The 24,775-nt window shown below is 47.8% G+C and carries 22 protein-coding genes and 1 pseudogene; 8 read left to right on the top strand and 15 right to left on the bottom strand.

Features of this window, described 5'->3' with window-relative positions; genetic code table 11:
• Positions 1–147 precede the first annotated feature (147 nt).
• The 10 genes from B3D59_RS18390 to B3D59_RS01415 all read right to left on the bottom strand — a co-directional run bounded on the left by B3D59_RS18390 (position 148) and on the right by B3D59_RS01415 (position 8,431).
• On the bottom strand, positions 148–432 hold the full coding sequence (locus tag B3D59_RS18390) for a Tn3 family transposase (RefSeq protein ID WP_414646505.1): 285 nt from the start codon (positions 430–432) through the stop codon (positions 148–150).
• Positions 433–543: 111 nt separating this feature from the next.
• Positions 544–753: a rubredoxin gene (locus tag B3D59_RS01455; protein ID WP_286817298.1), complete on the bottom strand. Its 210-nt coding sequence runs from the start codon at positions 751–753 to the stop codon at positions 544–546.
• Between the two features lie 92 nt (positions 754–845).
• Complete coding sequence (locus tag B3D59_RS01450; RefSeq protein WP_111952481.1) at positions 846–1,055, bottom strand: dodecin family protein; 210 nt, start codon at positions 1,053–1,055, stop codon at positions 846–848.
• 422 nt (positions 1,056–1,477) lie between these two features.
• On the bottom strand, positions 1,478–1,654 hold the full coding sequence (locus B3D59_RS01445) for a hypothetical protein (protein ID WP_286817297.1): 177 nt from the start codon (positions 1,652–1,654) through the stop codon (positions 1,478–1,480).
• Positions 1,641–2,150, bottom strand: a complete 510-nt coding sequence (locus B3D59_RS01440) for a hypothetical protein (protein WP_286817296.1) — start codon at positions 2,148–2,150, stop codon at positions 1,641–1,643. Before B3D59_RS01440 ends, B3D59_RS01445 begins: the two co-directional genes overlap by 14 nt.
• A gap of 68 nt (positions 2,151–2,218) precedes the next feature.
• Positions 2,219–4,699: a heavy metal translocating P-type ATPase gene (locus B3D59_RS01435; protein WP_286817295.1), complete on the bottom strand. Its 2,481-nt coding sequence runs from the start codon at positions 4,697–4,699 to the stop codon at positions 2,219–2,221.
• An 11-nt stretch (positions 4,700–4,710) separates the two neighbouring features.
• A complete protein-coding gene (locus tag B3D59_RS01430) occupies positions 4,711–5,559 on the bottom strand; it encodes a 2-oxoacid:ferredoxin oxidoreductase subunit beta (protein ID WP_286817294.1) in 849 nt (282 codons plus the stop codon).
• A 1-nt stretch (position 5,560) separates the two neighbouring features.
• A complete protein-coding gene (locus B3D59_RS01425; RefSeq protein WP_286817293.1) occupies positions 5,561–7,279 on the bottom strand; it encodes a 2-oxoacid:acceptor oxidoreductase subunit alpha in 1,719 nt (572 codons plus the stop codon).
• Between the two features lie 38 nt (positions 7,280–7,317).
• Positions 7,318–7,602, bottom strand: coding sequence for a hypothetical protein (locus B3D59_RS01420; protein WP_286817292.1), 285 nt, complete (start codon positions 7,600–7,602; stop codon positions 7,318–7,320).
• Positions 7,603–8,221: 619 nt separating this feature from the next.
• A complete protein-coding gene (locus tag B3D59_RS01415) occupies positions 8,222–8,431 on the bottom strand; it encodes a dodecin family protein (RefSeq protein WP_286817291.1) in 210 nt (69 codons plus the stop codon).
• Between the two features lie 539 nt (positions 8,432–8,970).
• On the opposite strand from B3D59_RS01415, the pseudogene B3D59_RS01410 reads away from it, so the two are divergent.
• Positions 8,971–9,111: pseudogene (locus B3D59_RS01410) on the top strand (IS6 family transposase); the annotation flags it as partial.
• 97 nt (positions 9,112–9,208) lie between these two features.
• Here B3D59_RS01410 and B3D59_RS01405 read toward each other — a convergent pair.
• A complete protein-coding gene (locus B3D59_RS01405; protein ID WP_286817290.1) occupies positions 9,209–9,589 on the bottom strand; it encodes a hypothetical protein in 381 nt (126 codons plus the stop codon).
• 321 nt (positions 9,590–9,910) lie between these two features.
• On the opposite strand from B3D59_RS01405, the gene B3D59_RS01400 reads away from it, so the two are divergent.
• The 7 genes from B3D59_RS01400 (at position 9,911) to B3D59_RS01370 (ending at position 18,658) form a co-directional block, all read left to right on the top strand.
• A complete protein-coding gene (locus tag B3D59_RS01400) occupies positions 9,911–11,056 on the top strand; it encodes a M20/M25/M40 family metallo-hydrolase (protein WP_286817289.1) in 1,146 nt (381 codons plus the stop codon).
• Positions 11,053–12,255, top strand: a complete 1,203-nt coding sequence (gene larC, locus B3D59_RS01395) for a nickel pincer cofactor biosynthesis protein LarC (RefSeq protein WP_286817288.1) — start codon at positions 11,053–11,055, stop codon at positions 12,253–12,255. Before B3D59_RS01400 ends, larC begins: the two co-directional genes overlap by 4 nt.
• Positions 12,256–12,278: 23 nt before the next feature.
• Positions 12,279–12,743 carry a phosphatidylglycerophosphatase A family protein gene (locus B3D59_RS01390; protein ID WP_286817287.1) on the top strand — a complete coding sequence of 155 codons (465 nt, stop codon included), beginning with the start codon at positions 12,279–12,281 and terminating at the stop codon, positions 12,741–12,743.
• Positions 12,744–12,760: 17 nt separating this feature from the next.
• On the top strand, positions 12,761–13,825 hold the full coding sequence (gene recA, locus B3D59_RS01385) for a recombinase RecA (protein ID WP_286817286.1): 1,065 nt from the start codon (positions 12,761–12,763) through the stop codon (positions 13,823–13,825).
• Positions 13,826–13,944: 119 nt separating this feature from the next.
• Positions 13,945–16,572, top strand: coding sequence for an alanine--tRNA ligase (gene alaS / locus B3D59_RS01380; RefSeq protein WP_286817285.1), 2,628 nt, complete (start codon positions 13,945–13,947; stop codon positions 16,570–16,572).
• Positions 16,569–17,600, top strand: a complete 1,032-nt coding sequence (locus B3D59_RS01375) for an ABC transporter permease subunit (RefSeq protein ID WP_286817284.1) — start codon at positions 16,569–16,571, stop codon at positions 17,598–17,600. The genes alaS and B3D59_RS01375 overlap by 4 nt, the downstream gene beginning before the upstream one ends.
• A 5-nt stretch (positions 17,601–17,605) precedes the next feature.
• Entirely contained in the window at positions 17,606–18,658 is a 1,053-nt protein-coding gene (locus B3D59_RS01370) for an ABC transporter permease (RefSeq protein ID WP_414646504.1), read from the top strand.
• 59 nt (positions 18,659–18,717) lie between these two features.
• Here B3D59_RS01370 and B3D59_RS01365 read toward each other — a convergent pair whose 3' ends face one another.
• The 4 genes from B3D59_RS01365 to B3D59_RS01350 form a co-directional block, all read right to left on the bottom strand.
• Entirely contained in the window at positions 18,718–20,034 is a 1,317-nt protein-coding gene (locus B3D59_RS01365) for an ammonium transporter (RefSeq protein WP_286817283.1), read from the bottom strand.
• A 295-nt stretch (positions 20,035–20,329) separates the two neighbouring features.
• The gene (locus tag B3D59_RS01360; RefSeq protein WP_286817282.1) at positions 20,330–22,321 is read right to left on the bottom strand and encodes a HAMP domain-containing methyl-accepting chemotaxis protein; all 1,992 of its coding nucleotides are present in this window, start codon (positions 22,319–22,321) and stop codon (positions 20,330–20,332) included.
• A gap of 187 nt (positions 22,322–22,508) precedes the next feature.
• The gene (locus B3D59_RS01355) at positions 22,509–23,297 is read right to left on the bottom strand and encodes a hypothetical protein (protein WP_286817281.1); all 789 of its coding nucleotides are present in this window, start codon (positions 23,295–23,297) and stop codon (positions 22,509–22,511) included.
• A gap of 200 nt (positions 23,298–23,497) precedes the next feature.
• Positions 23,498–24,754: an OmpP1/FadL family transporter gene (locus tag B3D59_RS01350; RefSeq protein ID WP_286817280.1), complete on the bottom strand. Its 1,257-nt coding sequence runs from the start codon at positions 24,752–24,754 to the stop codon at positions 23,498–23,500.
• Between the last annotated feature and the right edge of the window lie 21 nt (positions 24,755–24,775).

Genomic DNA, 24,775 nt, shown 5'->3' with positions numbered 1-24,775 from the left:
TGTATGATTTAATTTGCTGTAAGTATTCATCGAAAATCTCCTTTCTTTTGTGATCTTTGAGCGGTTCACATTAATGGAGGCTTTCGATTTTTCCCGCAAATGTCAAACTCTGAGAGTCTCCCCGGCAAAGCCGGGGGTTTACCCATGTTAATTAATATGCCGCCAAGCCACTTGGGATAGGCTTTTCATAAGATCGAGTAAATCCTGGTCATCTTGCTTATTATATGCTTTATATAAATCCGATAATAAAACTGCATTATAAAATATAATACAATTCGCAACCAATCGATTGCATTCGTTGTGTATTTCGATTTCATTTTTTCCGGATAGTTTTGTCTCTCCTATTTTTCGAATAGCCGAAATCAGTTGGTGCAATGCTTCTCCTCGATTTAATGATCGGAGAACATTGCTGCGCATATCGGGATTATTAATCTTACCTAATCATGCATAGGTTCATCCCCCTGCTACCCTTTGGGGCGTTCCCGGAGGATGAACCTATTAGAATCTGCCATAAGAGGAAGAAGATTTAGCCCCCTACTACTTTTAGCTACCTTCGACCAAAACAGATCCAGGCCCAGCCAAGGGCCTGAATGTTTTAGCTGAAGATCCGCAAAACGGACATCTCCAATCATCAGGAAGGTCTTTAAACGCTATTCCTGGAGGCGTATTGGTCTTTGGCTCGCCTTTGTCAGGGTCATAAACATACCCACAGTTGTGTACTTGACATTGATACATATCTTTTGGATCGGCCATTTTAACTCTCCTTCGCTGGTCCATTGTGAATTTTTCTTAAATAATCTTTTTTCAAATAAAGGGTGCTTTGTTACCTTGCCAATTATTGCCAATTACCCGTCAAGTTTGAATGACACTTTTAATTTTACCCGGTATCCCACAATTCGGTTGTCTTCCAGGCGCATATCCATTTCTTTCACCTCGGCCACTCGCATATCCCTTAAGGTTTTATCGGCGCTTGCCACAGCGGTCTTGGCAGCATCCTCCCAGGATTTTTCAGAAAATCCAACGAGTTCGATTATTTTGTAAACACTATTTTCCATAATAACCTCCTAAAAATTAAAAGTTAAGGTTCACTAATGATAAAAAAACACATAAAAACACTTTTATAAGTTGCCTGAACGGATTTGAACTTGAAATTTCAATGAACCGGTTCCATCTTAACTTTTGCAATAAGAGAAGACTTTGCTTGAGCTTGCATCCAGTAAGGGCCGCAATCAACAACGAACTGGATTTTTCCAGCAGGAACAATGAAAATTCACGGCATTTTGAGACATGAGAAACAGGCGTTTGCGTTTTTGAGATAGAGAAGCAACTTATTTATGCTATTATACAGATAGTGCATCAATTTGTATAGAATTATTCTGATTATAACGGATTTGGGGGACCATGTTTAACTATTTGAATTTATTGTGGCTCGTTTTAAATCCTGCCCTGAATTGCGACCCCAAATAGGACAGAGAATTCATGCGCAATAACCAAGAAGCCTGAAAATAGGGAAGGACCAAAAAGCCGAATTAGTGGCCTCCCCCAAATCCGTTATAATCAGCAGAAATGAATCCAGGCAGACCACCATTTTGCAGGTGGATCCGCGACCGCTTAAGCCTTTTGATGCCCAAGCTGCATTTTTAATGGTTTTCATGATCCGAGACCTCCTCTGCATTCTCCTTTTTTGATGAAGACACTTTTTCGATGCTATCCTTGAGCCGACTGATTTCAATACCCAGGATGACACACCAGCGGCCTTCCATGCAGAGTTGTGCATCTCCGGGTTTCAAAAAGGTTTCCACAGACTTGTTATCCTTTTTCAAGAGAATCTTCCAACGGTTGTTATCATTGTCATATGTAACATCCAAATCAATTCCGCATTCTCCGATGTCCGGGTATACCTGTTCAATTTTCTTGCAGAGTTCTTTTTTATTCATTGATTTCTGCTTGTCTTCTGTCATATTCTTCCCCTCTTTTTTTTGCTTATCGGATATGGTGATTCCGGCCCTGCCGTCATCACAGGGCTCACTGGGCGGTTCGTTGGGTCTTGCATGTTCTGCGAATTCAGGCGCATCGGTACAAACGTCCAGATCCGTCGGTTCGCTATGTGATTGAGTTTTGTCTGGCTTGGGACTGTTGTCTTTTTTCATAAGGGGTCTCCTTTTTTATACAATTTAATCCAATCCAATTCCCTCATTCTCAGCAGTTATTGGTTTCATCAATCAATCTTTATTTTGCGCAACCGGAGCGCATTGCCGATAACTGACACGGAACTTAAACTCATGGCCACCGCGGCAATCATCGGACTCAAAAGCAGGCCGAAAGCCGGATAAAGAACACCGGCTGCAATCGGCACCCCCAGAGAGTTGTATACAAAAGCAAAAAACAGATTCTGTTTGATATTACGCATGGTGGCATGGCTCAACAAACGCGCGCGAACAATGCCCATGAGGTCGCCTTTGACTAGGGTGATGCCCGCACTTTCCATGGCGATATCCGTGCCAGTGCCCATGGCAATACCGACGTGGGCCTGGGACAGAGCAGGTGCGTCGTTGACCCCATCTCCAGCCATGGCCACAATCCGGCCGGCTTCTTGAAACTTTTTGACTGCATCGGCTTTCTGATCAGGCAGTACTTCGGCCTTCACCTCATCCAGTTCGAGTTTTTCAGCCACTGCCATAGCCGTGGTTTTGCTGTCACCGGTCAACATGACAATGCGGATGTTGTCCTGATGAAGCAGTTTGATTGCCTCAGTCGTGGTTTTCTTGATCGGGTCCGCCACACCGATAAGGCCCGCAAGCTTCCCGTCTATTCCGACAAACATGACAGTTTGGCCATCTTTGCGCATGGCTTCTGCTTTTGACGCAAGTTCCTGCACAGCTATGTTTAATTTCTCAAAAAGTCTGATATTACCAAAGGCAATCTGTTTGCCGTCCACGCTGCCCTTGACGCCCTTGCCGGTCTTCGATTCAAAATCAACGGCTTTGACCAGATTGATCCCTTTTTCTTCGGCATAGTTCACGATGGCCGCTGCCAAGGGGTGTTCGCTGCCCTTTTCGAGACTTGCCGCCAAATGCAGCATGTCCAACTCATTGTGGCCGGTCACTGTAGTGACGGCAACAACCTTGGGCTTACCTTCGGTGAGTGTGCCGGTTTTATCCACCACTAGGGTGTCTATTTTCCGCATGACTTCAATGGTTTCGGCATTTTTGAACAGGACGCCCATGGCGGCGCCTTTGCCGGTAGCCACCATGATCGACATGGGGGTGGCCAGNNGACCAAGGGCACAGGGGCAGGCAATAATGAGCACAGCCACTGCATTTATCAAAGCATGGGCCATTTTGGGGTCAGGACCGAAAAGACTCCATACAATAAAAGTTAAAATGGCGGAACCGACGACTGCCGGCACAAAATACCCGGCCACCACATCAGCTACTTTCTGGATGGGAGCNNACATACTCCACACAATAAATGTAATGATGGCTGAACCGACTACTGCCGGCACAAAATATCCAGCCACAACATCGGCCACTTTCTGGATGGGAGCGCGGCTCCGCTGGGCTTCGGAAACCATATGGACGATCTGCGCCAAAACGGTTTCGCTTCCTACCCGTTTGGCTTCCATGATCAGTGTTCCCGTACCATTGACCGTTGCTCCAATTAATTTGTCGCCCTTATTTTTCTCCACAGGTATTGACTCACCCGTAACCATTGACTCATCAATGGAACTTTTTCCGTCCAGAACTGTACCGTCAACCGGAACCTTTTCACCCGGCCGCACCCTTAGCTTGTTGCCAAGCGCCACCTGTTCGAGTGGAATATCTTCTTCGGTGCCGTCATCTCGAATTATCCTGGCGGTTTTAGGCGCCAGCCCCAACAGCGCCTTTATGGCTGAGCCTGTTTGGCTGCGGGCTTTCAATTCCAGTACCTGCCCCAACAGAATGAGGGTGGTAATGGAAGCCGCCGCTTCAAAATAAACAGCCACCGTTCCCTCTTCCCCCCTGAAAGAGGCTGGAAATATTTCGGGAAAAATTGCCGCGATCAAACTATAAAGATAGGCCACAGATACACCCAGGCCGATCAGGGTAAACATATTTAGATTCCAGGTGACAAGGGATTGCCAGCCCTTTACCAAAAACGGCCATCCGCCCCATAACACAACCGGTGTTGCCAGCAAGAGTTCAAACCAGACAAGAACATTTTTCGAAGCGATCTTTGCCAATGAGTTACCGGGAATCATGTCACCCATGGCTATAACAAAGACCGGTAACGTAAGAACCAGACTGACCCAGAATCGGCTACGCATGTCTGCCAGTTCCGGGTTTTCCCCTTCCTGTTCAGCTGCGTTCTCAGGTTCCAGGGCCATGCCGCATTTTGGGCAGCTTCCCGGCCCGGTCTGTTTTACTTCCGGGTGCATGGGACAAGTGTAGATATCGGCCTCGTTTTGGGGAGCATGGGCTTTTTGTCCTTCGCTCTTTGCAGGTGTTTCCTGTTTTGTCAGGTAATTTGATGGATTTTCTTCAAATTTTTTCAGGCAATGTTCGCTGCAAAAATAGATTTTCTCTTTCCCATGGTCGGTATGGTATGGGCTGTCCCTGCTAACGTCCATACCGCAGACCGAATCTTTCAGGGTGCTATCTTCCGCTCCTTGATCCGGATGAGGTGTTTGATCATGATGATGCTTGTTATCTTTATTCATATGATATTTCCCTAGGAATCCTGTAATATTATATTGGCTTTCTCGGGATCATAATTGCGAAAAATAAGGGGACCTTTTTCAAGTCCCTTTATCCGGGATGTAAAATCCGGTTTTTTTGTTTGATAAAATATTCCGATGGGGATGGCATCCCCCCATTCCATGGCCAGCTTCATGGCCTGTGGCAAATTTTCAGGATCAGGATTATCTGCTTCATATACCCTTTCTTTATACCATTCAAAGGTGTTGATTTTATTAAACGATACACAGGGCTGCATGATATCAATGAGGCTTACGCCTTTATGGTCCATGGCTTTTTGTATGAGGCGGCTTAAATGATCCTTGTTGCCGGAAAACCCCCGGGCAACAAATCCTGCACCCAGACTCAGCGCCACGGCAGGTCCGTTGAACGGTTCTGATATAACCCCATCGGGTTGAAGAGAGGTTGTCATGCCAAGGCCTGATGTCGGGGATGCCTGGCCCTTTGTCAGGCCGTAGACCTGATTATTGTGCACCAGCAGTGTCAGGTCAGTGTTCCGCCGGATGGCGTGCATGAAATGGTTGCCGCCCTCACCATAACAGTCACCATCGCCTGAATTCACTATTATTTTCAGATCATGGTTGGCAAGTTTTGCTCCCAGAGCCAGGGGAAGTGCCCTTCCATGAAGACTGTGAAACATATTGCAGTTTAAAAAATGAGGGGTTTTGGCTGCTTGGCCGATGCCGGAAATAATCAGGATCTTTTCCGGAGGGATACCCTGGGTTGCCAGGGCATCTTTCATGGCTTCCAGAATCCCGAAATTTCCACATCCCGGACACCACTGGTTTTGATAGTCTGAATTAAAATCTTTTGGGGTAACCATCTCAATGTTTCTCCTTTTCTTTAACCGCAGCCATGATCTCTATCGGATAAAAGGGCCTGCCATCATATTTCAGTATGGCATGAGTGTATGAAATCCCGGTCTGCTCTTTTAACAGATGCCCGAACTGAGCCCCCGAATTTTGTTCCACCGTAATAATGGTTTTAACCGGGTCTTTTAAATGGGATTCGACAATTGCGGTGGGGAAGGGCCACAGGTCTGTGAATAAAAGGCAACCCACATCTATCCCTTCGTTGCGAAGAAATTCCACTGATTCTTTAATACTGCCGGATGTTGATCCCCACCCCAGAAGTACTGTTTTTGCTTCGGGGAACAAGGCTTGGGGTGCAGACATTTCCCTGATCATATCCGGCAGTTTTGACTTGCGTTTGTTGACCATAGCGTTTCTGTTATCAATATCCTCGGTGATATGGCCGTCTTCTCTGTGTTCATCACTGGATACAACGACCCTGGCAGCGCCTGTGCATGGCAGTGCCCTGGGGGAAACCCCGGAGGGTGTCAGCTCATACCGGTTGTAATTTTTCGGATCCTTAAGATCTTTATCCCCAACAATAAACCGTTCCACCTTTTTGGGAAACGTAAAGGAGTGCTCCAGTATAAAAATAGAGTCTGCCATATATTGATCCACAAGAATAATTGCCGGAACCTGGTATTTTTCAGACAGGGCAAATGCCTTTTGAGTGATCTCAAAGGCTTCCAGAAGACTGCCTGGTGCAAAGACAAACCGTGGAAAATCATCCTGGGAGGCATGGATGGCAAACAAAAGATCTCCCTGGGCGGTGCGGGTCGGCAGGCCTGTGGCAGGGCCAGGCCGTTGGGCATCGATAATGACAATGGGGGTTTCCGTAGTGGCTGAAAGGCCAAGGCCTTCTGTCATGAGGCAGAAACCGCCGCCCGAGGTGGCGGTCATTGCCCGGGCACCGGCAAAAGAGGCGCCGATAACCATGTTGACGGCCGCAATTTCGTCTTCCGCCTGCTCCACCACAAGGGGAAGGCGGTTTGTCCAGCCGGCAAGATGCTGCATGATACTAGTTGCAGGGGACATGGGATAAAATGCCGCTACCCGGCAGTCTGATGCAATGGCACCCAGGGCGATCGCCCGGGAGCCTTCCATGATCTGACCCTTGGGATCAGAAGTCTTTAAAAACGGCTGCCGGGAAAACTGGATATCTTTGACCGCATCATATCCCAACCGGGCCGCTTTGATGTTTTTTTGGATAATATCTTCCTTTTTACCGGCAAATTGCCAGGAGAGCAGATCGGCAATCTTGTCAAAAGAGGCCCCCAGGATTGACAGGCCGACAGCAGCGGCAACCGTATTGGAATAAAGACTGCTGCCGATTTCCTTGGCAAGAGTCGAAAACTCAACCTCAAACACCTGTTTGGATGGAGAATCAAGTGGCACCTCCAGGATAGCAATGCCATCGTCCTGTAATTGATCCTTGTGCAAATCCCAAGTCTCCCGATTAAGGGCGATCAAAAGATCAATCCTGTGATGGGGTGCATAAACCGGCTTATCACTGATGCGCATCTGAAAAAAACTATGACCGCCCCGGACGCGGGATTCAAAATCGTTGATCGCCATGATATAAAAACCTGCATCCCGAGATGCGCTGGCCAAAAGATTTCCAATTGTCTGTATCCCCTGACCGGCTGCCCCGCCAATTTTAAGGGTCATGTCAATGTTTGTATGAGTGGTCATAAACTGCTCCCTTTTATGTTTTACTTTCAGATTAAAATTCAGCCCCGGCTGAATGTGGTGCTATCAATCAAATAATTAAATAGCAGGATTTGAATTTCCTCCCAGCCCGCACTGTCAGTGGTTGGCACCTTCTTGTTTCCAGGAAGATAATGATACTTTATATATTGAGCGATTTCTGGTTTTTCCTTCTTAAAATCTTTCCATATATCAATTGCAGGAACGATTTCGACAAGGGCGGATATTGCATCAAGAACATACATTTTCCCATCGGCTGTAAACCGGACAGTTCTATCATCCAAGGCTATATCGATAGTTGGATTCATTTCATGTTTCTCCTGTCGTATTATGATGATTAAAACTCGACGATCCATTTTTTTATAAAGATTTGATATTATTAGTTTTATTGAAAGCGCACGCCGTCGTGGTCATATTTTTTAAAAACAACGATATCAGTCACTTACAGTTTAGAGCCAAAAAATTCTTGTAAAAACACGTCATCCCAACTCCAGTATTTACAGGGTTTGGAAAAAACTGGATCATCGAGTAAAAGGTCTCGATGACCGCTGGATTCATGTTTGGGGGAGGTGCCCATCCCCCCGAAAAGTGCAACAAGGTTGGGTATAATTAAACATTGGGACGAAATATGTCATAGCAAAATGTATAACATGTTGAAATAAAATGGTTTATAAGGAATTTTATGTTACCGTTTTTCAGGCTAAAATAGCCTCAAAAACGGTAACCTTGATTCTTGCTTAAGAGTCTAAAAAAATTGAGTTTTCAAAAAATTTTATGGCTGATTTCGTCCCAATGTTTAATTTTACCCAAAGGTCCAAAATAAAAACGCAATTGATTTCAATGCCCGGAAAACAATACCTCCGGGCATTGTGAATTTTTTCTTAAATACCATTTTTTCAAATAAGGGGGGCTTTTTTACCTTGCCAATTACCCGTCAAGTTTGAATGACACTTTTAATTTTATCCGGTATCCCACAATCCGGTTGTCTTCCAGACGCATATCCATTTCTTTCACCTCGGCCACTCGCATATCTCTTAAGGTTTTATCGGCCCTTGCCACAGCGGTCTTGGCAGCATCTTCCCAGGATTTTTCAGAAAATCCAACGAGTTCGATTATTTTGTAAACACTATTTTCCATAATAACCTCCTAAAAAATTAAAAGTTAAGGTTCACTAATGATAAAAAAACACATAAAAACACTTTTATAAGTTGCCTGAACGGATTTGAACTTGAAATTTGAGAGCCTGTTTAAAAAATACCACATTGTGTCACAAACGCATTTAAAAAGGGTTTATTTTGGCTATGTGGCTATGATACAGGCATATTTCTGCTGAAATTAGCCAACTTGCCCCGTTAAAAATAATTTTTAAACAGGCTCTGAATGAACCAGTTCCATTTTAACTTTTGTAACAAGAGAAAACTTTGCTTGAGCTTGCATCCAGTACGAGCCGCAATCAAAAACGAACGAAATTTTTCCAGCAGGAACAATGAAAATTCACGGCATTTTGATAAATGAGAAACAGGCGTCTGCGTTTTTGAGGTAGAGAAGCAACTTATTGATTCTATTATACAGATAGTGCATCAATTTGTATAGAGTTTTTCTTTCGGGTAGAGCATCGGTTGCCCGACGCCTCCCCCACAGACCCGTACGTGCAGAATTCCCGCATACGGTTCCCCTTAAAATCCTCACATACCTCAACACCCCGGGTAATTACGGTTGATAAGAACCGCGCTTATCCTGCAGCGATCAAGGAACTCAAAGAGGAAGGATTCCTTCCGGAAGCTTGTGACGTCAGACAAATCAAGTACTTGAACAATACCTCGGCGTTGTCCTTGATGGCCTTTTTGCTGGTCGTTTTCCAGGCTCTGTTGGTGAGGCTCTCCTTGGTGCTTTTCAATTCGGGAGAAGCCAGGTTTAATCCAAAGAAACAATCCAATGTTCTGGAAAATTTCCTGGAACCAAAGGTGCTGCCAGGACTTTATTAATATTTTCAAGTACAACTCTGGATAGGCCGTTTAAAAAATTCAATTGCCATTCAATGCCTTCATCGGCATCTTGTTGTTCTGCCGCAATGAAAGCGGGGCCTACTGTCATAAAAGCCCAGACGGAATAATTAAAATATTGCTCGGCTCCCAATCGTTTGGAAATTTCCAAAGTCGTGTTATAAGCCTTGGTTAAGAAGATAGAATAATAATCAATAAGCTCTATGAGTTCTGGTAACTTTTCAGGGAATTCAAAAGGATCTATTGCCAGTATTGTGGTGCGTATTTTATCAATATCAAATCTGTATTCCATAAATTTTCCAAACATTAAGGCTGTTAAGTTTCAAAATAATAAACAGAATAGGCTGGAATGTCTATTAAACAGGATTAAAGTTTACATTCAATCTTTATTGCAAAAAGTTTAGCCCATTCAAGCGCATCTGCCACGGTCCGGCTAATTTCCCGCAGGCCGGCACCAGAAAGGTGTGCAATTGACATTGCGCTGCAGGCCGGTTACATGGTCATTGCCCTGCAGATCTGTGATAACAGGGACTGGCATTCCCCGATAAATTCTAGTATATTATCCCACTTGTTTAAATGGTCCTGGTGGGCCTTAGTATATAAAGGATAGAATATGATTGATGAAGAACGCCTGGGGCAGCGGTTTGCAACCCTTGCGCGGATTGATTCCGAATCCCGAAGCGAGGCCGTGATCGCAAAGGTGCTTGAAAAGGAACTGACAGACCTTGGGGCAACCGTGGTGTTTGATGAGGCCGGTGCCAAGGTCAACGGTGACTGCGGCAATCTTGTGGCAGCATTTAAAGGAAATACAGACGTTGATCCGGTAATGCTCTCCGGACATATGGACACCGTGGTGCCGGGCAAAGGGGTTAAGGTCATATTTGAGGACGGGGTGTTCAGAAGTGACGGCACCACCATCCTGGGTTCCGACGACAAATCCGCCCTTGCCGTCATCCTTGAGGTGATGCAGGTGATCAAAGATAATAACCTGCCGTGCCCCCCTGTTGAGGTGGTCATGACGGTATGTGAGGAGCAGGGGCTTTTAGGGGCAAAGAACCTTGACTGCTCCCGGCTTAAATCAAAATTCGGATACATTCTGGACGCTGTGGACACCCAGGGTATTGTGAACCGGGCACCTGCGGCCAACAAGATCAGTGCAAAAATTTACGGACGTGCCGCCCATGCCGGCAGTTCTCCCGAAAACGGGATTTCTTCCATTTATGCGGCGTCCTGCGCCATTGCCAAGCTTGAACTGGGGCGCATTGACCAGGAGACCACCTGCAATCTTGGGCTTATTTCCGGCGGGGCTGCCACCAATATCGTGCCCGAATATGTGGAAATTCACGGTGAAGCCCGGTCCCATGATCCTGCAAAACTGGATAAGGTCACACAGGGCATTGTCTCCACGTTTAAAAATACCATGGCCGAACTTCAGGCTGGTGGGGACGGGCTTCCCCGGGTGGAAATGATTGTGAAAAATGATTTTCCCCACACCAACATCCCCGAAGATCATATGGTAATCAGGCTTGCCCAAAAAGCTGCGGCGAACCTGGGCAGGCACCTGGTCTGTAAAACAAGCGGCGGTGCGGCTGATGCCAATATCTTTTTCGGCAAAGGCATTGCCGCAGGCGTTATCGGCACAGGCATGACGGATGTGCACACCCTTAAGGAATCCATTGCACTTAAAGATATGGTCAGTTGTGCTGAACTGGTCCTTGAAATTCTTCAAATCCATGCAACAGGAAAGGCAGCGGTATGATTCTTTATCTTGATATGATGGCAGGTATTGCAGGCGACATGTTTTTAGGAGCACTGGTGGATCTTGGTGTCTCTGTGGAGTGGCTCAAGAGAAAATTGTCAGCCGTTCTGGACGGTTTTGACCTGCGCACTGAAATTGTGTTCCGGCACCATCTGCGGGCCGTTAATCTTTATGTGGATGTGACCGACCATGTCACTCATCGCCATTACACCCACATCCGGCAGATGATTGAATCTGCGGATCTGCCGGACCAGGTTCGGGCCAATGCCCTGACCGCCTTTAAACTCATTGCCCAGGCCGAAGCCCATATCCACGGAAAGGACATTGAAACCGTCCACTTCCATGAGATTGGCGGCATTGACAGCCTGGTGGACATCATTGGCAGCTTTCTGGCCCTGGATTACCTGGGGGTGGACCAGGTGGCGGCAACCCCGGTTCCCCTGGGATCAGGGACCATTAAGTGCGCCCATGGCACCATTCCCGTGCCGGTTCCGGCCACTGTGGCCATACTTAAGGGACTTCAAGTGAGGGGCTCTGACGCCAAAACCGAAATCGTTACGCCCACGGGCGCAGCCATTGTGGCAACGTTGGCACCCCAGTTCGGGGGCATGCCGGACATGCAGATTGAAAAAGTAGGATACGGGGCCGGCAAACGCGACATTGGCGCATCTGTGCCCAATCTTCTGCGTCTGGTGCTGGGCACCCCTTCCGTCGTGAAGAATTCCGCGGATAACATCCTGTCGGACCAGGTTCATGTGCTCTATACCAATGTGGATGACATGAGCCCGGAGAGTCTGGGCTTTGTCATGGACCGCCTCATGGACAAAGGGGCGCTTGACGTCAGTTTTACACCGGCATTCATGAAAAAGAACCGTCCCGCCACACGCATTGAGGTGATCTGCCGGCCGGCGCAGCTCCAGGTGCTTGCAGACGTCCTGCTGTCAGAGACCACAACCATCGGGGTGCGATATCACCTTTGCGACAGAATGATTTTAAAACGCGAACCCGTGGAAGTAGAGACCAGCCTTGGCCGGGTAAGCGCCAAAAAGATCACCTCCCCAAAGGGCCGGGCCCGGATTATGCCGGAATATGATGAGTGCAAACGCATTGCCCTGGAACAGGAATTGCCCTTTTATCAGGTATATGAGCAGATCCTGGCTGAATCGAATCCCCTTGACAGGCAAACAGGACGGTCATAAAAGATCGGGGAAGGATCCGGCTGATGGGAGAAAAAACAATACTTTTCATTGCCATGGGTTTTGGCCTGGGACGGCTGCCTTTTGCCCCCGGGACTTTTGGCACCCTTGCGGGCCTGCCGTTGATCGGTATCATGGTGTGGCTATCAACGGCGTGTACGCCCGGTGCTGCCGCCCTGTTTCTGGTGGGCGTGATACTTTGTGCGATTTGGATTTCCCAAAAGGCTGAAGTTCTGATTGGCCAAAAAGATCCGGGGGCTGTGGTCATTGATGAGATGGCAGGGTTTTGTGTAACCATGACCCTGGTGCCTATAAGCTTACTCTCTTTGGTCATAGGCTTTATTGCTTTCAGATGTTTTGATATATTAAAGCCTTTTCCGATCTGCTGGTTTGAAAAAAACTTTTCCGGCGGGGCCGGTATTGTACTGGATGATTTAATGGCAGGGGTGCTGGCCGCTTTCCTGCTTAAAGCAATATACTTTATGTTGTGATTGAGGAGGAAAACGCGATGGAAAAAAATAAGGAAAAGGAAAAAGCCGTCCAGACCGCCATGAATCAGATCGAGCGCCAGTTCGGCAAAGGCTCGATCATGAAGCTGGGGGGCCGGGAGGTGGAAGCCGTTCCCGTGATCCGGTCCGGTTCCCTTGCCCTGGACAAGGCACTGGGCGTGGGCGGATACCCCAGGGGCCGGATCATTGAGATTTACGGCCCGGAATCTTCCGGCAAGACAACCCTTGCACTTCATGCCGTGGCCGAAGCCCAAAGAAAAGGCGGTATTGCCGCATTCATCGATGCCGAACACGCCCTGGACGTGGCCTATGCCAGGCGGCTGGGCGTCGACTGTGACGAACTTCTGGTTTCCCAGCCCGATACCGGTGAACAGGCCCTTGAAATTGTCGACATGCTGGTGCGAAGCGGCGGTATTGACATCCTGGTTGTGGACTCGGTGGCTGCCCTTGTGCCCAGATCAGAAATCGAAGGTGAGATGGGCGATTCCCACATGGGACTGCAGGCGCGTCTTATGTCCCAGGCCCTTCGTAAACTGACCGGGACAATAGGAAAAACCGCCACCACCCTGATTTTTATTAACCAGATCCGTATGAAGATCGGCGTGGTCTACGGCAACCCGGAAACCACCACCGGTGGCAATGCCTTGAAATTTTATGCCTCCATGCGTCTTGAGATCAGAAAGGCCGCAGCCATTAAAGACGGCGAAGATGTGATCGGGTCCCGGACCAAGGTCAAGGTGGTGAAAAACAAACTGGCCCCCCCGTTTAAAAGTGTTGAATTCGATCTGATGTACGGGGATGGCATTTCCAGGACCGGCGATCTTCTGGATATGGCGGTTGAGCTGGATATTGTGAACAAGAGCGGGTCCTGGTACTCGTTTGACAAAGAGCGCATCGGCCAGGGCCGGGAGAATGTGAAAGCTTTTTTAATTGACAATCCCGATATCTTTGATGCCATTGAACTTAAAGTGAGAACCGAACTTGGAATTGCCGGAGCGGATGCAGCCAAAACTGCAGCCGATACCGGAAAGGACAGTCTACCGGAATCCAAACCCAGTGCCTGAACCGAAACCCGTGTTTGGGCGGCTCGTTAGAGGAGCGTTCGCTCNNGAGCGAACGCTCCTCTAACGAGCCGTTCAAACACTAACCTAACCGGTACAGTTGAGCAGGAGCCAATACTACTATGACAGGTAATGAAGCCAGGAAAATTTTCCTCGAATATTTTAAAAAACATAACCACCGCCATGTGCGCTCATCGTCCCTGGTACCCCAGGATGATCCCACCCTGCTGTTCGTAAACGCCGGTATGGTGCAGTTTAAGCGTGTTTTTACAGGTGATGAAAAACGTGACTACGACACAGCGGTCACCTCACAGAAATGCGTGCGGGCCGGGGGTAAACATAACGACCTTGAGAATGTCGGGTACACGGCGCGCCATCATACCTTTTTTGAGATGCTGGGCAATTTTTCCTTTGGCGAATATTTCAAGGAAAAGGCCATTGATTTTGCCTGGGACCTGCTGACCAACGGGTACGGGTTTGATGCCGATAAACTTTATGTCTCTGTTTATAAAGATGATGATCAGGCCTTTGAAATCTGGAATAAGCAGGTTGGCCTTCCTGTCGGCCGCATCTCCCGGTTAGGCGAAGAGGACAATTTCTGGGCCATGGGCGATACCGGCCCCTGCGGTCCCTGTTCCGAAATTCATATTGACCGTGGCAAGGAGTTCGGGTGTGATGATCCCAACTGTGCCGTGGGCTGTGACTGCGACCGATGGCTGGAATTGTGGAATCTGGTGTTCATGCAGTTTGAAAGAAGTGAAGACGGCACCATGAGGCCGCTGCCCCAACCCAGTATTGACACGGGGATGGGTCTTGAGCGCATTCTCTCCGTACTGCAGAACGTGCCCACCAATTTTGATACCGACCTTTTTCTCCCCATCATGGACCGGGTCGGAGAACTGGCCGGAAAAAAACGGCGGGAATCCAAGGAAGTGGAAGTGGCCATGAAGGTCATTGCCGACCACTCAAGAGCCAGCGCTTTTTTAATCTGTGACGGGGTATTGCCTTCCAACGAGGGGCGCGGTTATGTACTTCGCAGGATCATGCGCCGGGCCATCCGGTACGGGCGCAGCATCGGGCTGACCAAACCCTTTTTACACAAAACCGTTCAGACTGTATTTACCATTATGGATGATGCCTATCCGGAACTCAAAGAGTCTGCCGCTTTTATCCTCAACGTGGTGAAAAACGAAGAAGAAAAGTTCCTTGAAACCCTTGAAACCGGCATGAAGCTTTTGGAGGCAACCATTGAGGACCTTGAAAAGAAAAAGGAGAAAATTATTCCGGGAGAGGTGATCTTCAAGCTTTACGATACGTTTGGATTTCCTGTTGACATTATCCAGGATCATGTCAAGGAGATGGGTATTGCCCTCGATATGCAAGGATTTGATGCGGCCATGGCTGAACAGAAAGCCAGGTCCAAGTCCAAAAAGAAGTTTGCCGGTGTGGGCGAGGCCTATAAACCCCTGACCTCGGCAGGTGTGAAAACCGTGTTCAAAGGTTATGATACCATTGAAATGCAAAGTGATCTGCTTATTGTGGTCAAGGATGATGCTGAAGTGGATACGGCCGGCGCGGGTGAGGAAATTGAAGTGGTCACCCCGGAAACCGTATTTTATGCTGAATCCGGGGGCCAGGCCGGGGATCGGGGTCTGTTTGAAAATGATGCCTGCCTTATTGAAATCACGGATACGGTGAAGGATCCTTCCGGTCTTTTCATCCACAAGGGCAGGGTCGTTAAAGGGTCCTGCAAGAAAGGCGATACATTTACCCTCAAGGTGGATGCAGGGCTTCGCCGGACTACGGCTGCAAACCATTCCGCCACCCATATCCTGCATGCAGCGCTTCGTAAGGTTTTAGGCGATCATGTCAAGCAGTCCGGCTCTCTGGTGACACCGGACAGGCTGCGGTTCGACTTTACCCATTTCAGCGCGGTTACCTCCGAAGAGCTTGCTGCCATTGAAACAGAGGTCAACACCCATATCATTGAAAACCATGCGGTCACCACAAAAGAGATGGACATGGAAGAGGCGGTCCGGTCGGGTGCCACGGCCCTGTTTGAAGAAAAATACGGGGATGTGGTCCGGGTAGTCTCCCAGGGAGATTTCTCCCAGGAATTGTGCGGCGGCACCCATACCCGTGCCACCGGCGACATCGGGTTGTTCCGCATCCTGTCCGAGGCGGGGATTGCCTCGGGTGTCCGCCGTATTGAAGGGGTGACAGGGCTTACTGCACTTGAAGCCGTTCATGCCGATCACTCTGCCCTCGAAAAGGTGGCAGGGGTTCTGAAAAGTGCCAAGGACGATGTGGTGGAGCGGCTTGAAGCCTTTGTGGCCGAGAAAAAGGCTGTGGAAAAAGAATTGGCCGCACTTAAAGCCAAGATTGCGTCCAAATCCGTTGAAAAAATTGACGATGATGTCAAGGAGATCAACGGGGTCAAGGTGTTGTCCAAACGGGTGGAAATTGAAAATCCATCCCAGCTCCGGGATCTGGCAGATAAATTCAAGACCAAACTGGGCTCGGGCGTGTTGCTGTTGGGTGCCGAATCCAATGGCAAGGCATTGCTTATTTCCATGGTTACTGACGATCTGACCAAGACCTTTAAGGCCGGCAATATTGTTAAAACCGCTGCCGGTATTGTGGGTGGCGGTGGCGGCGGGCGGCCGGACATGGCCCAGGCCGGCGGAACCAAACCCGAGTTTCTGGACAAGGCACTGGCATCTGTTTTTGATACGGTATCTAATTTGTGACAGCGTATTTTATCAGACGGCTCCTTTTAGTGATTCCCACCTTCATGGGCATAACCATCATGGTGTTCACGATCACCCGCTTTGTGCCCGGCGGGCCCATTGAACGTATCATTGCCGAAACCAGGGCCATGCAGATGGGAGAGCAGGGCGGCCGTTCCAGGGCCCAGGAGGTAGGCCAGGGCCAGCCATTATCCGAGGAGCAGATCAAAAACCTTGAAGCCTATTACGGATTTGACAAACCTGTACTCCAAAGTTATGGGCTTTGGCTTCTCAAGGTGCTTAAAGGCGATCTGGGGCGGTCTACCCGATACCAGGACCCGGTGTGGGAGATGATTAAAGAGCGCATCCCCATATCCCTTTACTTCGGGGTATTGAGCCTGGCGCTCATTTACGGCGTCTGTATTCCACTGGGTGTGGCCAAGGCTGTGCGCCATAACACCGGGTTTGACAATATATCCTCTGCGGTTATTTTTACAGGTTACGCCATTCCCGGCTGGGTGGCCGGCGTCATCATGCTGGTGATGTTTGCCTCCCGTATGGATCTGTTTCCCCTGGGCGGGCTTGCGTCCGACTATTTCACCGATATGACGCTTTGGGAAAAAATAAGGGATGTGGCATGGCATACGGTGCTGCCGCTTTTCTCATATATGATAGGTGCCTTTACCGTGATGACCCTTTTAATGAAAAACACGCTCATGGACAACCTGTCCGCCGATTATGTGCGTACGGCCATTGCCAAGGGCTTAAGCTTTAAACAGGCTGTTTTTCGTCATGCCCTGCGCAATAGTTTGATCCCCATTGCCACCAGTTTCGGCAACAATATTTCCATTCTTCTCATGGGATCCTTTCTCATTGAAAAGGTGTTCAATATCGACGGCATGGGCCTTTTAGGGTATGAGTCCATTTTGGACCGCGATTACCCGGTGGTGATGGGGATTCTTGTGGTTTCATCCCTGCTGTTCATGGTGGGAAATATTTTGTCTGATGTGTGTGTGGCTATAGTGGACCCCCGGGTTCGGTTTCATTAAGGAGTATGGAATTGAGGGTATTGAACCCGGTGACAAAGGAACAGTTCCGGCGCTTTTGCAGTGTCAAAAGAGGTTTCTGTTCGCTTGTGATTATTCTGGTTCTGATGTTCATCTCCTTTTTTGCCGAAGTGTTCATTAATTCCAGGGCCCTTGTTGTCTGTTACCAGGGGGAGTTTTATTTTCCTACCTACGCCGATATGATCCCGGGGAAAACCTTTGGCCTGGGGTATTCCTATGAAACCAATTACCGGGAATTAAAGCAGAAATTTGACAGGGAAGGGGGGAATAGTTTTGTAATTATGCCGCCGGTGCCGTATAATCCCTATGAAAATGACCTGCGCTTCAATGAATACCCGCCGTTTCCGCCATCGTTTTCCCTTCGGCATTTCCTGGGCACGGACAACGTGGGGCGGGATGTGCTGGCCCGCCTTGTGTACGGATTTCGCACGGCTATTCTTTTTTCCCTGACACTGTTGTTTCTTAACTACACTGTGGGCATATCCATGGGCTGTGCCATGGGCTATTTCGGAGGGGTGTTTGACCTGTTTTTCCAGCGGTTCATTGAGATCTGGAGCAATATTCCGTTTCTGTATGTAATTATTATTGTTTCTTCCATTGTGGTGCCAAACTTCCTGATCCTGATTCTGATTATGGCTTTTTTCGGCTGGATTTCCATTACCTGGGTCATGCGCACCATGACCTACCGGGAAAAGGAACGTGAATATATTCTTGCCGTCCGGTCCCTGGGTGCCTCGCATATGCGGATCATTTTCAGGCACATTATCCCTAACACCATTTCCGTGATCGTTACCTATGCACCCTTTGCCGTTTCCGGCGGTATTGTGGCCTTAACCTCCCTGGACTATCTGGGGTTCGGCCTGCCTGCACCTACGCCGTCCTGGGGTGAACTTTTATCCCAGGGCTGGCAAAATATGGAAGCCTGGTGGATTTCAGCCGCTGTGGTGTCAGCCCTTGTAGTGACACTGATGACCGTTACCTTCATCGGAGAAGGCATCAGGGAGGCCTTTGATCCCCGGCGTCATACGGTGTATGAATAACCCGGTGCCTGGAAAAGGCACCGGAAATTTTGTTTTCTAAAAAAGGAACATTTCACCGATCAGGAGGAGAAGTCATATCCCCTCTCGCCGTGAAGCGACTGGTCAAGCCCTCTATACTCACTTTCTTCATCCAGTCTGAAGCCCACGGTTTTCTCTACAATAACGCACAGGATAATGGTTGCGACGCCTGCGAGCAGGATCGTCGCGCCCAGTCCTTTTAGCTGTACCAGCAGTTGATCAAAGACTGTCCATGTCCGACCGGCTGCTTCACTGGCTGATGCCATCCAGGAATCCCGGATGAAAAAACTGAGCAGAATGACCCCCAGCGCGCTGCCTACACCATGGATGCCGAAACAGTCCAGTGTATCGTCATACCCTATCTTCATTTTGAGTTGAAGTGCATAAAAACAGACCACGGTAGATGCCGCTCCCAGGAAAAGAGCGCCCAGGGGTTGGACCACTGCGGCTGCCGGGGTGATCACTACCAGGCCGGCTAGGGTGCCTGACGCAAAACCAAGAGCAGATGCCTTCCGGTAGATAATCCCTTCAATACACAACCAGACCAGCGCCCCACTGGCCGCGGAAATTTGGGTCATGGTCAGGGCTCTGCACGAGTCCAGCCCGCTTTGAAGGGTAGAGCCGGCATTAAAACCAAACCAGCCGACCCACAGCAGTCCGGCACCGATGAGGGTCATGGTCAGATTGTTCGGGGGGGTGGCAATTCTGGGATGTCCCAGCCGGGGTCCCAGGTAGATGGCCGCCACCAGGGCACTGATACCGGCTGAGACATGAATGACCAGTCCTCCGGCAAGGTCAATCACCCCGGCGGCACCGGCATTGAACAACCAGCCGTCCGATGCCCACACCCAGTGGCACAGCGGCGTGTAAACCACCAGGAACCACAGGGAAATAAACAGGATATATCCCCTTAAATAAATCCGTTCTGCCAGAGCGCCGCTGATCAGGGCGGGCGTGATGATGGCAAATTTACCCTGGAACATGGCGATGATATATTCCGGAATCCCGTTGGTCACGGCTTCATCAATCCCCCTGAGAAAAAAGAAATCACTGTTCCACCCGACAAGTCCGCCCATGATGCTTTTTCCAAAAGTCAATGAATATCCGCAGACCACCCAGAGCACACCGATAACCGCCATGGCCACAAAGGTATGCATCATGGTTCCAAGAACATTTTTTGCCCGTACCAGGCCGCCGTAAAACATGGCCAGGCCCGGCAGCATGAGTAGCACCAGGGCTGTTGAAATCAGCATCCAGCTTGTATTTCCGCTGTCAATTACTGTGTTGTCTCCAGCCAATGCAGCCAGTGGAGTTGAAAGAATTACAAAAATGATAGAAAAGTGCTGCTTGGTTACCATAATTATGCTCCATTGTTGTTGATTCAAAAATTTCATGGTAAAAAGCAACAAGTATGCCATTTTCTTCTCGGTAATTTATTGTTTTTTGTAACATATTATAATAAAAGGAATTGATTTTGCGGGAATTGACACTATCTATCCAGCGTAAAATTTTATTTATCAACTTATTTCAAATTTGTATATAAAAAACACCTATTGATATTACATAATTGAAACAAATAAGCTAAATTTTTTGTTCTTATTAGATTGACCAACTTGTTAAACAGCAAGTGTAAAAATTTTATATTTTAGCAACTTACGAAATAGAGAATCGTTTGACCCGCTTGTGAAGAATTTCTGCCAATTTTGTCATTTTTTCGGCGTTTTCATCCACGATGGAACTTGCCTTTGTGATACCTGACAACATTTGACTAACTTCTTTGATATCCCCGGCAATTGCTGATGCAGATTCGGAATTATCTGATGCTTCCCGAGAGGTATCAGACAATTCAACACAGACAAGTGCTGTATTTGATGCGATTTCTTTTGTGGTCACAGACTGCTCTTCCACAGCCCCGGTAATGGATGTCACGATCTCATTGATCTCGTTAATCACATCAGTAATCCGAGCAAGTTCTGTTACGGTGGTTGAGGCCGAGTGCTGGACCTGGCTGATTCGTTCTTTGATATTGTTTGATGCATCAGCTGTCTGCCTTGCCAATGCCTTGATTTCGTTGGCAACAACAGCAAACCCCTTGCCCGCCTCTCCGGCTCTGGCCGCCTCAATGGTGGCATTTAGGGCCAGCAGATTCACCTGTTCAGAGATCTCGGATATTGATTCAACCACTTTACTGATTTGATCGGTGGACGCTCCAAGTTCATTCACATACCGATTGGCCTCTTCGGTGTTTTTGACTGCTTTTCGGGTAATGTGATTCGCTGTTGCCGTATTTTTCGAAATTTCGGTAATGGTTGCAGACATCTGCTCGGCAGCTGAAGCAATTGTATTTGCATTGACCGAAGCCCGCTCCATGGAAGTGACCATCCTGGCCATTTTTTGACTGACGAATTGACTCGCCAGGGAGGCTGATTCGGATTTTGATTCAGACGCCTTGGCATCTTTTTTCATTTCCGTTGATAAAGAGAAAAGCGCCGTGGCATCAACTGTCAGGGTGGTGGCGCCTATGGCAATATCTCCGATAGTTTTTTTTAAGTGTGCCGCCATGGTTTCCATATCGGCATACACCCCTGTGGACGCTTTCCCATTATTTTTTTTGAACTGACACATCAAATCACCGTCTGCAATTTGGTGGGCAACATTTGCAATTTTAGACGGATCTTCCCCCAATTGCCTTAAAACACTTCGGGTAATTGTAACAATCAGCAAAATGCAAATCAGAACGGCAGAAACGGAGTAGGTAATAATTGTCCTTGAATTGCGCTTTGTGGTTGTCATCAGTTGGGTATCGATGGCGCGTTGCTCTTCCCGGTAGACTTTTACTATCTGATCCATAAGGCTGACTATTTCAGGTTCGATTTTGTCCAGCTTTTCATGCCGTATCCGGTTTCTATTTTCTACCGCTTTGATTATTTGCTCAAATCCTTCAGCATATGCTTTTTGGAGCGGAATGATGGGTGTGAGGGTCTCCATCAAGGTCGTATATGCAAGGGTGCCTTCCAGCGTTTTAAGCTCTGTTTCCAGATGGGACAAATTTTTTCGTACCTGCTTGATGGCATCAGGGCTTAAATCCTGAAGGAATTTGACAATAAAAAACCGTGATAAAAGCAGGGTGCTTATGGCATTGTTCGAATGAATCATAACAAAAAAGTCGTTGCTTTCCGATGACGCGGTCATGATCTGCTCTAACCGTTTAAGCATTTCATCGCCTTTAATCGTCAAGGACTCATTGACATCGTTGTATAATCGGGTCTGGAGTTCAAACAGTTTTTGTACATTCTGATCATACCCAAGGCAGAGCTGTTTAATCTGGTCAATGTATTTTTTTTGATCATTTTGGGTATTGAATTTGTTGAATTCTTCAATGTTATTCATCAGATCTTTAAAAAAAATATCATAGCGTTCTTTATCCTGCGGTGTATTTGACATGAGATATTCGAGCAGTGCTATTCGTGCGCGGGTCAGGTTCCTGTTGATTTCATTGCTCAGATTGGTGTTCTTTGTTTTGGTACTGTATTCCTTAAATCCGGAGGATATTTTTTTTATGCTGTAAAATCCGGTTCCTGAAATAACCAGAAGAAATGCAAGAACTGCGGTGAAGCCGAAAAGTAATTTGGTTTTCAGTAGCATGGTCGTCTCCGTAAATTTTGTATGTGGGGAACAGTTTTCGGGCTTTCCCAATGCCCAAAAACATGCAATCACGTACAAATTCAATAATCAGGAAACATTACCGATGCTTTGTTAGAAGATAATTAGAAATTGATTAGATGAATACATGCAGATTCAATGTGTGTTTACAGCCATGGATTTCAATCTGTTAATTTTCTGAATCGGAAACCTCCAGTATATCGGAATCAGTTTTGTTTTCGATTTTAAGGATAGTCGCTTCAGGTGCAGGCAGTCTGCTTAGGTACAACTGATGCTCACGGATATGGGTTTCGGCTTCCAAAGCCTTTTTGGCCAAAAGATATCGTAAGTAAAGAAACCAGGCAAAAATTAAAAGAATAGCCATACCGGCAATGGCAAAAAACCATCCATACCGGTTAATAATTTCAAGACCGGTTTGACCGATAACGGAAACCAGATTGGGCAGCACCCAGAAGGCAAGCACAAGTAAAAAAACGCCCGCACCAATTATAAAAATGTTCATGCGGTTGATCTGGGCTAAAAAATGATCCACTTTCCCCTTTGGCTTTGCATCCGTATCGTTATCCTCGATTTCCAGGGGTTCCTCTTGCTTTTTGCCAACAAGTGTTGAAAACGCCGATATAATAAATGCCAACAAAAGCGTAAACCCTAAAGGAAGTCCAATGGCCGTGGCAAACCAGGCCCTGAACGGAAACGGTACTGTTCGTGTGACCAGCTTTTTTTCATAATCTTCAAAAGGACCGAAGGTTGCTTCAAAATAATGTTTTTTAAACTGGGTTAAACGCGTTCCATCAGTTTCGTAAATGACGGTTCCTGAATCATTCAGAACCTGCAGGGTATTCTTTTTTCCGGATTTTGCAGCAAAAACGAAGAAAATCTGAAGTTCCACTAGAACCAGTAGCACGGCAACTGTAATCAGCAGTGCCTTGTTGTGGAAAAATGAATTTTTAATGTTCATAATCCGCCTTGTTTTGATTGCAATTCTGATCTTTCACAAAAAAGCTCCCTTCAGTCTATTAGGAAGCCTTAACCCAATCGTTAAAATTGTATAGAAATTAACCCGTCTCAGCGACCCTGTCAATTTATTAATCCTGTCATTAATTCGGAACGGCTTGTTATTCAAATATTTGGCTCAATTGTTAAAGAATTTTTGGCCGGTTAAAAACGATATTGGATACCTATGCCTCCTATATACAGGGTTTTGTCGTAGGTAACTTGGGGACGTCCCTTGGAAAAATCTGCGGGGGCGGTGGCATCCTTGTAAAAATATCCGCTAATGCCCAAGATCAGAGTAATTTGTTCCGAGATCCTGTACCTTGTGCCGACGGCAACAGCATGACAGTCAAGGGGCGGATTCATCTGTTCAATGATGCCGAAGTTTTCAGGCTTCATGTCCACGTCGATATAAAGATAACCTGCTGTCAGGGACCAGGCCGCGTTGAGATCGTATTGAAGGGCCATGGCCAATTCAAATGAGTTGCCGTCCACCGCGTCATTTTGGGTATCCCAATCCGCATCCTCTTCAAAGTAGTACGAAAATGAGGGCTTGAGTGTGAGCTTAGGGAGGACCTTCCACTCAAGACCGAGCGCCAGTACGGCCGGAAGGTCCCTGGCATAGCTCTGGCCGTCCACCCGGCCAAATGCATTGAGAAGGATGAGGCCGAGCTGGTTTGATGCGTCAGTTTCAGTCTCCCAGTCCAGGTTGACCTGTGAGTCATACCGGATACCGATGTTGAGCTTGTCTGAGGGGTGGATGTCAATACCGATCACCCCGCCGAAACCGTCTGCTTCCTGATCGTATCTGGCAAGGATGTAGGAGCCGTTATAGGTTCCGTGGATATCCACTTCTTTGTCGGTTCTCACGTACCTGATCCCGGCGGAAACCGAGACCATGGGGTGAAGATCGAACGAGACGCCTGTGGTGAAGGTGTAGTCATAGCTTTTGGCGTAGGCATAGGGCATGGAAAGCGCTCCCCCTGACGGGATATAAGGTGAAAACGCACCGGCGGTCATGAGATTTTCAACCGATTGGGTGATAATGTTGCCGTTCTCATATTCGGTTTCCCCGCCGCCGCCGTTAATGGTAAAAGTGCCCCACACGGCCCATTTCTCCCGTTTGTGAACTCCGAAGGCCATAGGGGCGATCAGGTTGGGACTGGCGGTATAGGTTTCCCCGTTGAATTCATGATCATAGTCGAAGGTAAAAGGCTGGAGATCGACTTCCAGGTAAGTCCCGTTTTTAAGCTGCATCAGGCCGGCAGGATTGTACGCTGCCGCATCCGCCCCGTCTGTTGTGGCATTACGGCTCAAGCTGCCGACATATGCCGCTGAAAAATTTTGTTTGTTGTCAATACCGCCGCCAAACGCCGGCATGGCCGTTCCCATAATCAATACGATCAAAAACCATTTTTTCATTATCTCTCCCCCCCCCCCCCC

The sequence above is a fragment of the Desulfobacter sp. UBA2225 genome (assembly GCF_002348205.1).
Lineage (GTDB): Bacteria > Desulfobacterota > Desulfobacteria > Desulfobacterales > Desulfobacteraceae > Desulfobacter > Desulfobacter postgatei.
This window is presented reverse-complemented; position numbering and strand designations above follow the sequence as displayed.

Coding starts and splice junctions, on each gene's coding strand:
- B3D59_RS01425 (WP_286817293.1), bottom strand. CDS start 7,279: ATGACCACTCATACAAACATTGACATGACCCTTAAAATTGGCGGGGCA.
- B3D59_RS01415 (WP_286817291.1), bottom strand. CDS start 8,431: ATGGAAAATAGTGTTTACAAAATAATCGAACTCGTTGGATTTTCTGAA.
- B3D59_RS01350 (WP_286817280.1), bottom strand. CDS start 24,754: ATGAAAAAATGGTTTTTGATCGTATTGATTATGGGAACGGCCATGCCG.
- B3D59_RS01405 (WP_286817290.1), bottom strand. CDS start 9,589: ATGGAATACAGATTTGATATTGATAAAATACGCACCACAATACTGGCA.
- B3D59_RS01355 (WP_286817281.1), bottom strand. CDS start 23,297: ATGAACATTAAAAATTCATTTTTCCACAACAAGGCACTGCTGATTACA.
- B3D59_RS01450 (WP_111952481.1), bottom strand. CDS start 1,055: ATGGAAAATAGTGTTTACAAAATAATCGAACTCGTTGGATTTTCTGAA.
- B3D59_RS01360 (WP_286817282.1), bottom strand. CDS start 22,321: ATGCTACTGAAAACCAAATTACTTTTCGGCTTCACCGCAGTTCTTGCA.
- B3D59_RS01400 (WP_286817289.1), top strand. CDS start 9,911: ATGATTGATGAAGAACGCCTGGGGCAGCGGTTTGCAACCCTTGCGCGG.
- recA (WP_286817286.1), top strand. CDS start 12,761: ATGGAAAAAAATAAGGAAAAGGAAAAAGCCGTCCAGACCGCCATGAAT.
- B3D59_RS01420 (WP_286817292.1), bottom strand. CDS start 7,602: ATGAATCCAACTATCGATATAGCCTTGGATGATAGAACTGTCCGGTTT.
- larC (WP_286817288.1), top strand. CDS start 11,053: ATGATTCTTTATCTTGATATGATGGCAGGTATTGCAGGCGACATGTTT.
- B3D59_RS01440 (WP_286817296.1), bottom strand. CDS start 2,150: ATGAAAAAAGACAACAGTCCCAAGCCAGACAAAACTCAATCACATAGC.
- B3D59_RS01445 (WP_286817297.1), bottom strand. CDS start 1,654: ATGAAAACCATTAAAAATGCAGCTTGGGCATCAAAAGGCTTAAGCGGT.
- B3D59_RS01430 (WP_286817294.1), bottom strand. CDS start 5,559: ATGGTTACCCCAAAAGATTTTAATTCAGACTATCAAAACCAGTGGTGT.
- B3D59_RS01370 (WP_414646504.1), top strand. CDS start 17,606: ATGGAATTGAGGGTATTGAACCCGGTGACAAAGGAACAGTTCCGGCGC.
- B3D59_RS01365 (WP_286817283.1), bottom strand. CDS start 20,034: ATGGTAACCAAGCAGCACTTTTCTATCATTTTTGTAATTCTTTCAACT.
- alaS (WP_286817285.1), top strand. CDS start 13,945: ATGACAGGTAATGAAGCCAGGAAAATTTTCCTCGAATATTTTAAAAAA.
- B3D59_RS01455 (WP_286817298.1), bottom strand. CDS start 753: ATGGCCGATCCAAAAGATATGTATCAATGTCAAGTACACAACTGTGGG.
- B3D59_RS01390 (WP_286817287.1), top strand. CDS start 12,279: ATGGGAGAAAAAACAATACTTTTCATTGCCATGGGTTTTGGCCTGGGA.